The organism is Sporolactobacillus sp. THM19-2 (assembly GCF_004153195.1).
GTDB lineage: Bacteria > Bacillota > Bacilli > Bacillales > Sporolactobacillaceae > Sporolactobacillus.
This window is the reverse complement of record NZ_SEMC01000001.1, coordinates 254,538-267,979: the sequence shown is the minus strand read 5'-3', so window position 1 is coordinate 267,979 and position 13,442 is coordinate 254,538. Positions and strand designations below refer to the sequence as shown.

14 protein-coding genes and 2 other annotated features are annotated in these 13,442 nt (G+C 46.7%); of the genes, 5 read left to right on the top strand and 9 right to left on the bottom strand.

Going from position 1 to position 13,442, the window contains the following annotated elements; all coding sequences use genetic code 11:
- Positions 1-17 precede the first annotated feature (17 nt).
- Both pheS and EWH91_RS01190 read right to left on the bottom strand, forming a co-directional pair.
- Complete coding sequence (gene pheS, locus EWH91_RS01195; RefSeq protein ID WP_129928321.1) at positions 18-1,052, bottom strand: phenylalanine--tRNA ligase subunit alpha; 1,035 nt, start codon at positions 1,050-1,052, stop codon at positions 18-20.
- Between the two features lie 63 nt (positions 1,053-1,115).
- Positions 1,116-1,348 (bottom strand) — a binding site (T-box leader).
- A gap of 61 nt (positions 1,349-1,409) precedes the next feature.
- Positions 1,410-2,177: a TrmH family RNA methyltransferase gene (locus tag EWH91_RS01190; RefSeq protein ID WP_129928320.1), complete on the bottom strand. Its 768-nt coding sequence runs from the start codon at positions 2,175-2,177 to the stop codon at positions 1,410-1,412.
- A gap of 105 nt (positions 2,178-2,282) precedes the next feature.
- On the opposite strand from EWH91_RS01190, the gene sspI reads away from it, so the two are divergent.
- Positions 2,283-2,486, top strand: coding sequence for a small acid-soluble spore protein SspI (sspI, locus tag EWH91_RS01185; RefSeq protein ID WP_129928177.1), 204 nt, complete (start codon positions 2,283-2,285; stop codon positions 2,484-2,486).
- 54 nt (positions 2,487-2,540) lie between these two features.
- Here the strand turns inward: sspI and EWH91_RS14390 are convergent, their stop codons facing one another.
- Complete coding sequence (locus EWH91_RS14390) at positions 2,541-2,681, bottom strand: hypothetical protein (protein WP_165364203.1); 141 nt, start codon at positions 2,679-2,681, stop codon at positions 2,541-2,543.
- Between the two features lie 344 nt (positions 2,682-3,025).
- Between EWH91_RS14390 and EWH91_RS01180 the strand changes: the two genes are divergently transcribed.
- From EWH91_RS01180 to EWH91_RS01165, 4 genes are all read left to right on the top strand, one after another.
- The gene (locus EWH91_RS01180; protein ID WP_129928175.1) at positions 3,026-3,742 is read left to right on the top strand and encodes a LytR/AlgR family response regulator transcription factor; all 717 of its coding nucleotides are present in this window, start codon (positions 3,026-3,028) and stop codon (positions 3,740-3,742) included.
- Complete coding sequence (locus EWH91_RS01175; RefSeq protein WP_206184239.1) at positions 3,739-4,467, top strand: sensor histidine kinase; 729 nt, start codon at positions 3,739-3,741, stop codon at positions 4,465-4,467. The genes EWH91_RS01180 and EWH91_RS01175 overlap by 4 nt, the downstream gene beginning before the upstream one ends.
- 100 nt (positions 4,468-4,567) lie before the next feature.
- Positions 4,568-6,409, top strand: a complete 1,842-nt coding sequence (locus EWH91_RS01170) for an ABC transporter ATP-binding protein (RefSeq protein WP_129928173.1) — start codon at positions 4,568-4,570, stop codon at positions 6,407-6,409.
- A complete protein-coding gene (locus EWH91_RS01165; RefSeq protein WP_129928171.1) occupies positions 6,406-8,271 on the top strand; it encodes an ABC transporter ATP-binding protein in 1,866 nt (621 codons plus the stop codon). The genes EWH91_RS01170 and EWH91_RS01165 overlap by 4 nt, the downstream gene beginning before the upstream one ends.
- Positions 8,272-8,353: 82 nt before the next feature.
- Here the strand turns inward: EWH91_RS01165 and rplT are convergent, their stop codons facing one another.
- The 6 genes from rplT to EWH91_RS01135 all read right to left on the bottom strand — a co-directional run bounded on the left by rplT (position 8,354) and on the right by EWH91_RS01135 (position 13,235).
- Positions 8,354-8,707, bottom strand: a complete 354-nt coding sequence (gene rplT / locus EWH91_RS01160) for a 50S ribosomal protein L20 (RefSeq protein WP_129928169.1) — start codon at positions 8,705-8,707, stop codon at positions 8,354-8,356.
- Between the two features lie 104 nt (positions 8,708-8,811).
- On the bottom strand, positions 8,812-9,006 hold the full coding sequence (rpmI, locus tag EWH91_RS01155; protein ID WP_129928167.1) for a 50S ribosomal protein L35: 195 nt from the start codon (positions 9,004-9,006) through the stop codon (positions 8,812-8,814).
- Positions 9,007-9,073: 67 nt separating this feature from the next.
- Positions 9,074-9,577, bottom strand: a complete 504-nt coding sequence (gene infC / locus EWH91_RS01150; RefSeq protein WP_129928165.1) for a translation initiation factor IF-3 — start codon at positions 9,575-9,577, stop codon at positions 9,074-9,076.
- 265 nt (positions 9,578-9,842) lie between these two features.
- Positions 9,843-11,774, bottom strand: a complete 1,932-nt coding sequence (gene thrS, locus EWH91_RS01145) for a threonine--tRNA ligase (RefSeq protein WP_129928163.1) — start codon at positions 11,772-11,774, stop codon at positions 9,843-9,845.
- Between the two features lie 91 nt (positions 11,775-11,865).
- Positions 11,866-12,090: a binding site (T-box leader), on the bottom strand.
- Between the two features lie 86 nt (positions 12,091-12,176).
- Positions 12,177-12,755 carry a DJ-1 family glyoxalase III gene (locus EWH91_RS01140; protein WP_129928162.1) on the bottom strand — a complete coding sequence of 193 codons (579 nt, stop codon included), beginning with the start codon at positions 12,753-12,755 and terminating at the stop codon, positions 12,177-12,179.
- Between the two features lie 237 nt (positions 12,756-12,992).
- Positions 12,993-13,235: a hypothetical protein gene (locus EWH91_RS01135; protein WP_129928160.1), complete on the bottom strand. Its 243-nt coding sequence runs from the start codon at positions 13,233-13,235 to the stop codon at positions 12,993-12,995.
- Between the last annotated feature and the right edge of the window lie 207 nt (positions 13,236-13,442).

The following is a 13,442-nucleotide window of genomic DNA, read 5'->3' as shown; positions in this document are numbered from 1 at the left end:
TTCCTGTTACTCCCCTCTCATGACCTCTTGAATTGTTTCAGAAACCGGATGTCGTTTGTGTAAAAGTGTCTGATATCTTCAATGCCATATTTCAGCATGGCAATGCGTTCCGGACCCATACCGAAAGCAAAACCCGTATAGGCTGCCGGGTCAAAGCCCGACATCCGGAGAACATTCGGATGAACCATGCCTGCGCCAAGGATTTCAATCCAGCCCGTACCTTTGCAGACCGGGCAACCCTGTCCACCGCACCGGAAGCAGGAAATATCCATTTCCACCGAGGGTTCAGTGAATGGGAAAAAGCTTGGGCGAAGCCGGATTTCCCGTCCCGGTCCGAATATATGCCTGGCAAAAACGGTAAGTACCCCTTTCAGATCGCTCAGCCTGACATGGTGGTCAACATAAAGACCTTCAATCTGCATGAACTGGTGAGAGTGCGTCGCATCATCCGTGTCACGGCGGTATACTTTGCCCGGACAGATAATCTTTACCGGTCCTTTTCCTTTATGGGCCTCAAGCGTTCTTGCCTGCATCGGTGAGGTATGTGTCCGCATCAGAATCTCATCGGTAATATAAAAGGAATCCTGCATATCACGTGCCGGGTGATCTTTGGGCAGATTCAGTGCTTCGAAGTTATAATAATCTTCTTCAACTTCGGGTCCTTCGGCTACAGAGAATCCAAGTCCGATAAACAGATCCTCTACTTCGCGGATCACCGATGCCAACAGATGATGCCCTCCTGTCCGAACCCTTCTTCCCGGCAGAGTGACGTCAATTTTCTCCCGATCCAGTTTCTGTTCGAGAAGGGCTTTTTCAATTTCCGCTTTCTTTTGATCAATCCCTTCTGCGATCACCTTACGAACATCATTCGCCAGCTGACCGACGACCGACCGTTCTTCTTTCGAAAGCTTTCCCATTCCTTTCAGCACTTCGGTAATCGGTCCTTTTTTCCCCAGAAAACGTATATGAATCTCCTGAAGCTTTTTCAGATTATCTGCAGATGAAATGCTGTCCAGTGCTTTTCTCCGCAGTTCAATCAGTTTGTCCTTCAACATGCTCTGTTCCATCCCTTCCTGTATTTTCGTATCTGATGCACAAAAAACGCTCCGTCCCTGAAAAGGGACGAAGCGTCGCGGTACCACCCTTGTTGACAATAATAATGTAAAAACTACTGTCCACTCAACTATCCTGTAACGACGATCAGCCGGCGCGTCCTTGGCTTTATCAGCGTTCAGACGGCAGCTCCGGAGTGAATTCGTCCTGTCCGTTTCGCAAACGCGCTTCCAGTCGATGACGCATTATCCCTGGGCGGCGGTACAGGAGTACTGCTCTCCATCATAGCTTTTTATTTAAATGTGATTCATTAAATATCCTGCATTTTTTTGCTGCATATGGATAGTATAGGCATTTTATTTTGAATGTGCAAGTCCTTCCACGTCCAGCCAGTACAGAAGAATACCTGCCGCCACGGCAACATTCATCGATTCGGCGCGCCCGGCCATCGGTATTTTCACTTTCAGGTCTGCTTCGGCAAGCAGTTCGGGGCTTGCGCCATTCCCCTCATTTCCGACAATCAGTCCAAAAGGCTTTTCCCGAACTTTCTTCTGTGACATATCTTCGCCCTGAAGTGAGGAACCGTACACCGGGATGCCCTGCCCTTTCAACTCCGCCACCACGTGAAAAAGATTCTGATGAAGCACCGGCAGATGAAAATGTGAGCCCTGAGCTGAGCGCAGCGTTTTGCTGTTATACCCGTCTACGGTTCCTTCACCTAAGAACACGGCGTCGATCCCGAACGCATCAGCGGTTCGAATCAAAGTACCGAGATTCCCCGGATCCTGAACACCATCAACCAGCAGGTAACGGCCCTGATCGATGGATACATCAGGATGCGCCATCCTGCATACCCCGATAATCCCCTGCGGCTTCTCAGTATCGGAAAGCTCAGTAAAAATTTTATGCGTTACCTGATAAACCTCAACGCCATCCAGCGGCCAGTCCGCAGGAAGATGGAACGCTTCATCAATTAGAACTGTATTTAATAAGTGGCGGGCAGACAGGGCGGCTTCCTGAACAAGATGCGGCCCTTCAATCAAATAAGCCTGCTCACGTTCCCGCCATTTCTTCAATTTTAATTTTTTCCACCGTCTGACTTTCTCATTTTGCATGGATACCATTCTTCTCAAATACAAGAACTCCTTCTGGTCTGCATAATCTGCCTGACATTATCCATACTATACCATATTGTCAGAAATGAATGCCTGAGGAAAGGAGAGAATAAAATGGATCTTGATATTCGTCGTGCCGTGATGCATAACCTGTCCGGAGATAACAAAGAACAGCTTCAGGAGACGATCGTCGACGCCATACGTAAGGGTGAGGAAAAGATGCTCCCGGGTCTCGGCGTTCTGCTTGAAGTCATCTGGAATAAATCGGATGCATCCTTTCGAGATCAGATGCTGACGCGACTGGAACAGGGCGTTTAATACGGAAAAAGATCGGAAAGGATACCTTTCCGATCTTTCACATTCATCAACAAATCAGGCTTCTTTCCGCAACGATTCCCGTTTCTCAATAGCATCACATAGTTCATTTAAATAAGAAATAGTGTCTTCAACACGGTCCAGACGCTGTCTGATTTTCAGAAACAATTCAGTAATAGTCAGCTGTTCGGTAAGCACGATGTCATCGCTCCCTATATCAAAAATGGATTTTGCGGATCCGTGACCTGTTACCCGCTTACTAATAAAAACAGCATATCATCTATGATCGATTGTTTCATATTTTGTTCACTATATTCACATGAATGGGGTTTTCCCCATTTTCACATGGTTAAATCAAAATAGAGTCCAGGTTCAGTGATTCATCTCACCACTGAAGTGGCGAGTATGCTCACTGAGAATCTAATAAAAAACGGTATACCTCCTCAGCCATCCGACCGATCTTCTCTTCCATCCTCCGCCCCCTGGCTGATTCAGTGCGCGTAAGGTATGATAGATTTATCCTTTATATTCGGAGTCTGACCATGATGAAAATTGCAATCTGTGATGATGACAAAACGCAGTGTGACTATCTGACCTCTCTTGTGAACAAGTGGGCTTCAAATAACCGGATCCATGTTATTACTGAAAATTTCATATCCGCCGGGGCCTTTCTTTTTTCCTGGAGCAAAGATAAAAGTTATGACGTACTGCTCCTCGATATTCAGATGCCGGGGCTGAACGGCATGGAGCTCGCCAGAACCATCCGCAAATGCGACGAATCACTGGCCATCATTTTCATCACCGGCTACTCGGATTATATGGATGAGGGTTATGAAGTCTCAGCCCTGCATTATCTGATGAAGCCGGTAAAAGAGGAGAAACTCTACTCCTGCCTCAATCGGGCTTCGAAGAGAAACAAAACCAAGCCGAAAGTCATACTGGTTGAATCGGGCGGAGAAATGCAGCGGATCCCGCAGAACGAGATCGTCTGCGCGGAAGCCTTCGCCCATACCCTGGACATAACGACGACGAATCAGCACCTTCGAGTAAATATGAGTATCGAAAATCTTGAAAAAATGCTGGATCCCGGCACCTTTTTCCGCCCGCATCGCTCCTATTTAGTCGGTTTACGTTTCATCCGTAGATTTGGAAAGAATGAAATGATCCTCGACAACGGGAGGCAGATTCCGGTGAGCAGACGCCGCTATAAGGCGGCGAATCAGGCTTTTATTGATTTTTTCAGGGGGTCTGGAAGATGATTTATCTGTGGTTGTTGGTCCCTCTCGGCATAGCCGCATTCGCTTACGGCCTGTATTTCTTTATTCGGCTGGCTATTTCTAAACATATTGATCAACGCGTTGCCGGCTATCAGAATGATCTTTTGGTCAAGCACTACGAAGAAGTTCAGAACATCTATATGAAAATGCGCGGCTGGCGGCACGACTATCACAATCATATTCAGGCGATGAAAGCACATCTGGCCATGAACCAGCTGGATGAGCTGAAAGATTATCTGGACAGGCTTGATAACGACCTGGAGACCGTGGATACGGTCATCAAGACCGGAAACATCCGTCTGGACGCCATCCTCAACAGCAAACTCTCCTTAATGGCTGCCCGTAAAATCAGGGTTAACGCCAAAGCACAGGTCCCCGCCGTCCTTACGGTCAATGAATGTGACCTGTGCAGCATCATCGGCAACCTGCTTGACAACGCAATGGAAGGCTGCGAAAAAGTGCCGCGGATTAATGACCGATTTATCCGAATCTACATTGGCGTGTTCAAACAGCAGCTATACCTGTCCGTCACCAATTCTGCCGGCGAACTGAATAAAGTCAGAACCGGGCGGTATCTTACGACGAAAGGCAGCGGACACGGATACGGTCTGAAACGCATCGACACCCTCATCAGGAAGTACGGCGGCTACCTTAACCGACAGAATGAACCCGGCGTCTTTGCGACGGAGATTATGTTGCCACTGTGAATTTATAAACCATTCGTGCGCGAATCGATACCGTTCGTGCGCTTTTTTATTTATAACTGAATAACCGATGCTACATTAGAAGAACAAGGAGTTGAGCCAGATGAGATCAAAAAACAAACCGGAATATTCCACTTTACAGAATATCGGTTACGTGATCAAGAATGTATGGCACTGGAACAGAAAATTACTTTTTCTTTCCATTGTCAGGATTCCGGCACTTGTTTTTCTTCCTTTTCTTGGAATTCTGATGCCGAAGCTGGTGATTGACAGTCTGACTGAAAAGGCGGGCCTTTTTCAGTTCGCGACTGTCATTGGAGTGGCAACACTGGGCATCATTGCTTGCAGCGTAATCAGCCAATCACTGGAAGCCTGGATCAGATGGAATGTCACATCAATCAGAATGCGTTACCTCGGCCTCATTTATGAGAAGATCATGGATACAGATTATGAAAACCTGGAGAGTCCGGAAGGACAGAAAAAATTAGAAAAAGCATTCCAGGCGAATTACTCAAACAGCAGCGGTACCGAAGCGATCATCAATGCATTAATTATGCTGTCAGCTAATTTGTTCGGCATCGCCCTTTATGGAGGGATACTGACCGCACTGAACCCCCTCTTGATCGCTTTTTTACTGGGCACGGCTTTCATCGGCCTTTTATTTGCCAATCATGCACAGAACTATGAACATCAGCACAAAGACGATTGGACGCCAACTGAAAAGAAACTGGACTATCTGATTAAAAAATGCAATGACTTCTCATCCGGTAAAGATTTACGGCTTTACCGGATGACCCATTGGTTTGGTCAGAGATTTCAAGGATTAATGGCAGAGCGGACACTCTGGCTGCATCGTATCGGGCTTCGCCATTATTTTGCCGATGGCGCTGTCGGTCTGATGGCTTTCCTGCGGGATGGCGTTGCCTATACCTATCTGCTCTATCTTGTACTGAACGGCCAGATGACCGTGGCGAATTTCACGCTCTATTTTGGTACCATTACTGGATTTTCTATATGGATGACCGGACTGACGGACTATTTGTCGAAAGTCAAACATATGAGTCTGGAAATCTGTGATGTCCGTAATTATCTCGGCCTCAAAGACCATTTCAACCGTGGTAAAGGCATTCCTCTGCCGGAAAGGGGACACTGGCCATGTTCCATCACGTTTGATCATGTTTCTTTTTCTTATCCGGGTAGTGGAAGAAAGATATTGGATGATGTCAGCCTGCACATCGAACAAGGCGAAAAAATAGCTCTTGTCGGCATGAACGGTGCCGGAAAGACCACCTGTATTAAATTACTTTGCGGCTTTTACCATCCGACATCTGGACGAATTCTCATCAATGGAAAAGACATGACCACCTTCAACAGGGATGATTATTATCGTTTATTCACTGCCGTTTTTCAGGATATTCATATCCTGCCCGTCTCCATTGCCCGGAACATTGCGCCCCAGTTAAGTAAGACTATTGACCCGGATAGAGTCGGCCGCTGCCTGGAGCTCTCCGGATTGAAAGAAAAAATAGACGGCCTCACTCATGGGGTCAATACGATGATGGTTAAAGAAGTGAACGAAGGCGCGGTGCAGTTTTCCGGGGGAGAGCTTCAGAAACTGCTGCTGGCGCGAGCATTGTATAAGGAATCACCCTTTTTAATACTCGATGAGCCGACAGCCGCTCTTGACCCCATTGCCGAAGACGAGCTCTACCAGCGTTACGGAAAACTTGTTTCGGGCCGGACATCCATCTTTATTTCCCACAGATTGTCCAGCACCCGCTTCTGCGACAAAATTATTTTCCTATCTGATGGAAAGATTGCGGAAAGTGGGACACACGACGAACTCATGAGGAAAAATGGTAAATATACCCGGCTGTTCACGATTCAAAGCCATTATTACAGGGATCACATTGACGAACTAAAAGACGAGGGTGAACGCCTATGAACCGGACAACGGACAAAACATCACTTAAAGACAGGTGGCATATTCTCTGGAGGGGAATGGGGATTGTTCAGCGGATGGTCCCCTCCCTTCTCCCGGCGGCTGCAGCCGGAGCGCTGCTGAAATCATTCAGCCCATTCATTACAATTTATATAACGGCCCGGATTATCGATGAACTCTTTGGCTCCCGTTCCGTCTCAAAGCTTGCTTTCTTAGTTGGTACTGCTATCATTCTGAATCTGGCGGCCCTCCTTTTGCAGAAAGCCATGGAGCGGATCAAAGACAAGGGCGATTATCGTTTATATTATTTTGGAAAGATAGAAATGGACGGACTGATTCTCAGTACAGATTATGAAAATGTGGAAAAGCCTGACTTTCATTTAAGAAAACAAAAAATTGATGAAGCCTGTCAAATGCATAGAAGAGGTATCTGGCAATTACCAGAGCTGACCGAACGGTTCCTGACCAGTTTATGTACCGTAGTGTTCTCAATCATACTTGCTTTTCCGGTCTTTATTCCACCTGCTTCAAACGTTTCTCATTCATTTATTGCCTCACCATGGCTTTCGGTACTGTTTCTGGGAATGATTATCCTTTCATCTGCATACACCGTCTGGTCAAACGCCCGATTCAGTAAATGGGCGTTTAAAAGGATGGATCGTGTGATGCCGATCAATCGGATTTTCTCTTTTTATGCAGACCTGATGGAAGATCATAAATTTGGAAAAGACGTCCGCATTTACCAGCAGCAATCGCTCATCAGTGAGTCATATAAACGCTTTATAACAGGCAATCAGAAATTATTTGAACATGATATATCAAAAAAACAAAATCGCTTTTATGGGGTTAATGCAGCTATTTCTTCAATCATCACCGGTTTTGTCTATCTGTTTGTCGGTATGAAGGCGCTGATCGGCCTGATCAGTATCGGTTCCGTTGTTCAGTATGTCGGAGCGATCAGTCAATTTACAACAGGCTTTGCTGAACTGATTACTTCGGCGACCGACAGCTGGCAGAATATTGATTACGTCAATTTGTATTTTGATTTTCTCGATACCCCGAATCCAAAATATAAAGGGACCCTGCCTGTTGAGAAACGGATGGATAATGATTATGAAATAGAGTTCAGAAATGTATCTTTCACATATCCTGGTGCGGAGTCCCCGGCACTGAAAAACATCTCTCTCAAGCTGAAAATCGGCCAGCACTTTGCGGTAGTCGGCAGAAATGGATCCGGAAAAACGACGTTCATCAAACTTCTGACCCGCCTTTATGATCCACAGGAAGGAGAAATTCTGCTTAACGGTATTAATATTCAGAAATATAATTATCAGGAATACCTGAACCTATTCTCTGTCGTCTTTCAGGATTTTCAGCTTTTCGCGTTCTCTGCTGGTCAGAATGTCGCAACCGATGTGCATTATGACCGTGAACGTGCGATGGCCTGTCTGGATGAGGCAGGTGTTGGCAATCGGATCAGAAGGATGCCGGAGGGGCTGGATACACCGCTCTATAAAGTTGGTGATGACGGCGTTGATATTTCCGGCGGTGAAGCGCAGAAAATCGCTATCGCCCGTGCTCTATACAAAAATGCCCCGTTCGTTGTTCTGGACGAACCAACGGCTGCGCTGGACCCCGTTGCAGAATATGAGATATACGCAAAATTCCAGGAGATTGTCGGTAATAAGACGGCTATTTATATCTCACACCGCCTGTCTTCCTGCCGTTTCTGTGATCGCATTCTTGTGTTCAATAAGGGCAACCTGATCCAAAGTGGATCGCATAACGAACTGATCCATGAAGAGAATGGGCAGTATTTCAAACTGTGGCAGGCGCAGGCGCAGTACTACAAAGAGAATGCCTGACAGAAGGCCCTATCACCTGAATAACAGAAACACCCCCACTTATCTGTCTGATAAGCGGGGGTGTTTCATGGATGAAAATGTGTTACATTGCGGCTTTTGCTTTTTCAGCAAGCGTTGCAAATGCTTTTTCGTCGTGTACGGCCAGATCAGCGAGCATCTTCCGGTTGACTTCGATACCAGCCGCCTTCAGACCGTAAATCATTTTGCTGTAAGACAGACCGTTGATCCGTGCTGCAGCATTGATCCGTGCAATCCACAGCTTACGGAAATTCCGTTTCGTCTGACGACGGTCACGGTAAGCATAGGTCAGTGATTTGAAGACCTGCTCTTGTGCCACTTTAAATAATTTATGTTTTGCGCCGAAATAACCCTTGGCGAGCTTCAATACTTTCTTACGTCTGCGTCGGGTTACATATCCGCCTTTTACTCTTGCCATTGTAAAAACCTCCTAAAATAGGCCGCCAGACCGCATTTCAGTATGTCCGCATCATCAGCGGATCCACTCAGTCTGAACGGCTATTAAAAAATATACTGGTTATCTCAGTCATTAATCATTTTCTTGACTTTTTTCGCCAGAGTAGACGTTGCCATTGTACCCTTGCGGAGATTACGTTTCTGCTTCTGTGACTTATGAATCATCATATGGCTGGTATATGAATGATTCCGTTTCATTTTACCGGTACCTGTCTTCTTGAAACGCTTTGCGGCACCTTTGTGTGTTTTCATTTTTGGCATAAAATAATTCCTCCTGACGGAAGCGGGCTGCATGAAAACCTCTGCATAAACACCCGATCCTGTTTTCTTACTTTTCGACTTTAGGAGCCAGTACGAGAAACATACTGCGTCCTTCCATCTTTGGCCTTGCTTCGACAACGCTGATATCTGCACATTCCTGAGCAAGCTTCTCAAGGACCTGACGGCCGAGATTAGAATGTGTGATCGCGCGTCCTCTGAAGCGGACCGAAGCTTTGACTTTGTCACCTTTTTCAAGAAACTTTTTTGCATTACGCATTTTCGTATTAAAATCATGTTCCTCGATACTCGGGCTTAGCCGTATTTCTTTAATATTGATCACTTTCTGCTTCTTACGGGCTTCACGTTCCTTTTTCTGCTGTTCAAAGCGAAACTTACCGTAATCCATAATGCGGCATACCGGCGGTTTGGCTCCGGGTGCTACCATAACCAGATCAAGATTAACGTGGCGGGCCATTGTCAAAGCTTCCGCCTTGGACTTTATACCGATTTGTTCCCCATTCTGACCGATGAGCCGAACCTGCTGAGCACGGATCCCCTCATTGACAATCATGTCTTTGCTAATATTGAGACACCTCCAGTTTTATGTGAGTAAAACACAGGCTGCCGGGATCTGAAAAGACCGCTTTTCAGGTCTCAATACCTGCACATACAAAAATACGGGCGCACAAAACGCCCGTATGTTCATTCTGTTACCTGTTCAACCTGACAACAGCATTGCTGCGTCGTTCAGGTGAGAAGCCGGGCGCCTCCGCTTTTACTCGATTCATTAACTCAAAAAGTATACCATGACGCCCCGGTAATTGCAAGGTATTTCCTTATTTCACAATTGGTTTCTTTGTGATGCGTTTCCGGATCTCTTCAAGAATATGGGCTTTAAAATCCTCATAAGGCAGTGTATTCGTTGCCTTTTCACCGTATTTGCGTACATTTACACTGTCCTCTTTAATTTCCTGATCACCGATGACCAGAGTGTACGGTATTTTGTGAGTCTGGGCATCACGAATCTTGTAGCTGAGTTTCTCCCCACGGAGATCGGCATGGGCGCGGATTCCGGCCATTTTCAGATCATGTTCCAGTTTCCTGATGTGATCATGATGAACATCTGCAACCGGAACCAGCTCAGCCTGAACCGGTGCCAGCCAGGTCGGGAACGCCCCAGCAAAATGTTCGATGAGAATGGCAAAGAATCTGTCCAGTGAACCATAAACGGCGCGGTGAATAACGACCGGGCGGACCTTCTCATTGTTCTCATCAATATAGGTCAAATCAAATTTTTCCGGCATCTGGTAGTCCAGCTGAATCGTTGCACACTGGTGGCTTCTTCCCAGCGCATCCTTGATATGGAAATCAATCTTCGGCCCGTAGAATGCGCCATCCCCTTCGTTGATGGTGTAAGGCATATGAATGGCTTCCAGTACATTGCTCAGGGCTTTCTCCGCCTTCTGCCACATGTCAACTGTACCCATGTGGTCTTCAGGCATTGTCGACAGTTCAACCGAATAATCAAATCCAAATGTGCTGTAAATTTTTCCAATCAATTTGAAAATATTTTTGATTTCACTTTCAATCTGATCCGGGCGGACAAAAATATGGGCATCATCCTGGCAGAACGTGCGCACACGCAGCAAACCGTTAAGTGCTCCGCTGAGTTCATGCCTGTGAACCTGACCGAATTCGGCAATCCGGATGGGCAGATCCCGGTAGGAATGCAGGGTGTCTTTATATATGAGCATATGCCCGGGGCAGTTCATCGGCTTGAGGGCATAATTGACATCATCCACTTTCGTAAAATACATATTCTCGTGGTAATGGTCCCAGTGCCCCGAATTCTCCCACAACCTCTGATTCATGATCAGCGGCGTACGGACCTCTTCATAGTCATTCTGGCGCTGCAGTTCACGGGCGAAATTTTCAAGTTCCGTACGGATGATCTGTCCGTTTTCCAGATAAAACGGCATGCCTGGCGCTTCTTCAGAAAACATGAAAAGTTCCAGCTGTTTTCCCAGTTTACGGTGATCCCGTTTCTGGGCCTCTTCAAGAAAGTGAAGATGTTTATCCAGATCTTTCTGATTCAGAAAAGCGACACCGTACACGCGTTGCAGCATTTTATTATTACTGTCGCCGCGCCAGTAAGCCCCGGCAACGCTCATCAGCTTAAACGCCCTGATCCGGCCGGTAGAAGGAAGATGTGGTCCGCGGCAGAGGTCCACATATTCACCCTGCCTGTAAATGGAGATCGTCGCGTCTTCCGGAAGATCATGGATCAGTTCCAGTTTCAGCGGATCATTGATCTCACTGAATATCTTCAGCGCATCCGCACGGGAAATTTCTTTACGGGTAATTGGAAGATTCTCGCTGACAATCTTCTTCATTTCTTTTTCGATTGCCGGGAAATCGTCCTTCGTCAGTGAATGTTCGAGATCAACATCGTAATAAAAACCGTTTTCGATCACCGGGCCGATTCCGAGTTTTACATCGGGATAAAGGCGCCTGAGTGCCTGTGCCAGCAGATGAGCGCAACTGTGTCTCATGATGTGCAGTCCCTCATCCGTATCCAGACCGAGAATTTCTATTGCCGCATCTTTTTCAATGGGTCTTGTAACATCATATAATTCACCATTAATCTTTCCGGCGACAGCCTTCTTCTTCAGACTGTTCGAAATAGAAGCGGCGACCTGTTCAGTTGTTACGCCCTGCGGAAATTTACGTACCGACTTATCAGGAAAAGTCAGATTAATTTCAGACATAGATATTCACTCCTCAGTAACATGTTTTTCAGCACTGCTTTGAAAGACCAGGTGAATGAAGAAAGAAAAAATAAAAAAGCACCCGTCCGCTAAAAGGGACGAGTGCTTTCTCGTGGTTCCACCCTTGTTCCCGCCCGAATCTGCAGTATCCGGGCGGCTCAAGATTGCTGATAACGGACAGGTGTCCGCCGGCAGATACTCATTTCTCCGCCAAAGCTCAGAGGTGGTAAATCAACCCGTCTGCCAGAGGCTTGCACCAGACGCCTCCTCTCTGAAAACAGAACAGGAAAATCCGTGTCCTCATCTTCACCGATCATATATTCAAAGTATAAACTGATTATAGGCTCCCCATGAAGGAAAATCAAGTGACCCCAAAAGAACGATAAAACGTCCGGGCCTGGTTTACGCTTTTATTTTCTCCTTATTCGTCATCAGAAAATCAAACAGCATGTCTTTACTGACCTGTTCTGCTTTCTCAGTCAGTCCGAGCTGACGCAGAATTTCCAGACCCATCGGGAGCGTCGTCCCGGCTGCTCTCGAAGTAATAATATTCCCGGAGACAACGACCGGATCTTCTGAATAATCCGCATCTTTGATATGGCTCCTGAAATCCGGATTGCTGGTCACCGTTTCACCTTTCAATATACCGGTACGTTCCAGGGCAATCGGTCCTGCACAAATGGCCGCTACTTTTTTCCCACTGTCATGATAATAGCGGATCAGCTCCTGAACACGTTCATCATCCCGGAGTGTTGTTGCCCCTTTCGTTCCTCCCGGCAGATAAATACCGTCAAAATCTTTCAGTCCGGAACTGTTGATGTCCGTATCTGCCTGAATCACTATATGTCTGGAACCTTCGACCAGTTTGCCGCCAAGAGAGCACAGAACCACTTCCACACCGCCTCTGCGGAGTACATCAATCGCTGTGACTGCTTCTGTTTCTTCAAAGCCCTCAGCAAGAAGCACAAGTATTCTCTTCAAAAAGATCCCTCCTGTTCAGATTCATTGTCTTTATCGTACCATATCCATCATCCAGATGATACGCTCATGCTGTAGAGAAAAAAGCCGGCAGCCGGGCACAACCCTGAGGGTCGGCCGGCTGCCGGCAGTCACCGGATGATCATACCCGCTTTACGTACTGCCTCTGATTTTCTGAATACATATACCTTATATTTCATCATTCTAATCTCCCCCTGTAACGTATTTTTCATGCTCGCATTAATAAAGATAACGTGACATCTCAGCCCGCCGGTTCAGCATATCTTCCCGCAGCCGTTTAATCCGTTTATTGTCCTCATAGCGCCGAATTCTTGACCTGGACGGTCTGACTGATACCGTCAGACTGATGGTCAGAAAGTTTATACTCAGCATTCGTTTCCCTCCTCCCTGTACCGGGATGGTTTCTCTCAAAAAATTCTTCCCCGCAATGGTACGGGGCGCTTTCACTGCAAGCTGTTGCATCTTTCAATGCCTCCTGTTTTCATTGTATTTATATAAAGGTATCCCGCACCGGCGGGACAACCTTATACACAAGACGCAAAAAGGCCGCAGTCCATTACGGATCCGCGGTCTTTCAGAAAAAAGAGCGCAAAAAAACCGCAGATACCGGTGGCCTGCGGCTGTTCTTCAGTTCAATTTTTTTATCTGTCTCACTGTCAGTTCATGCCG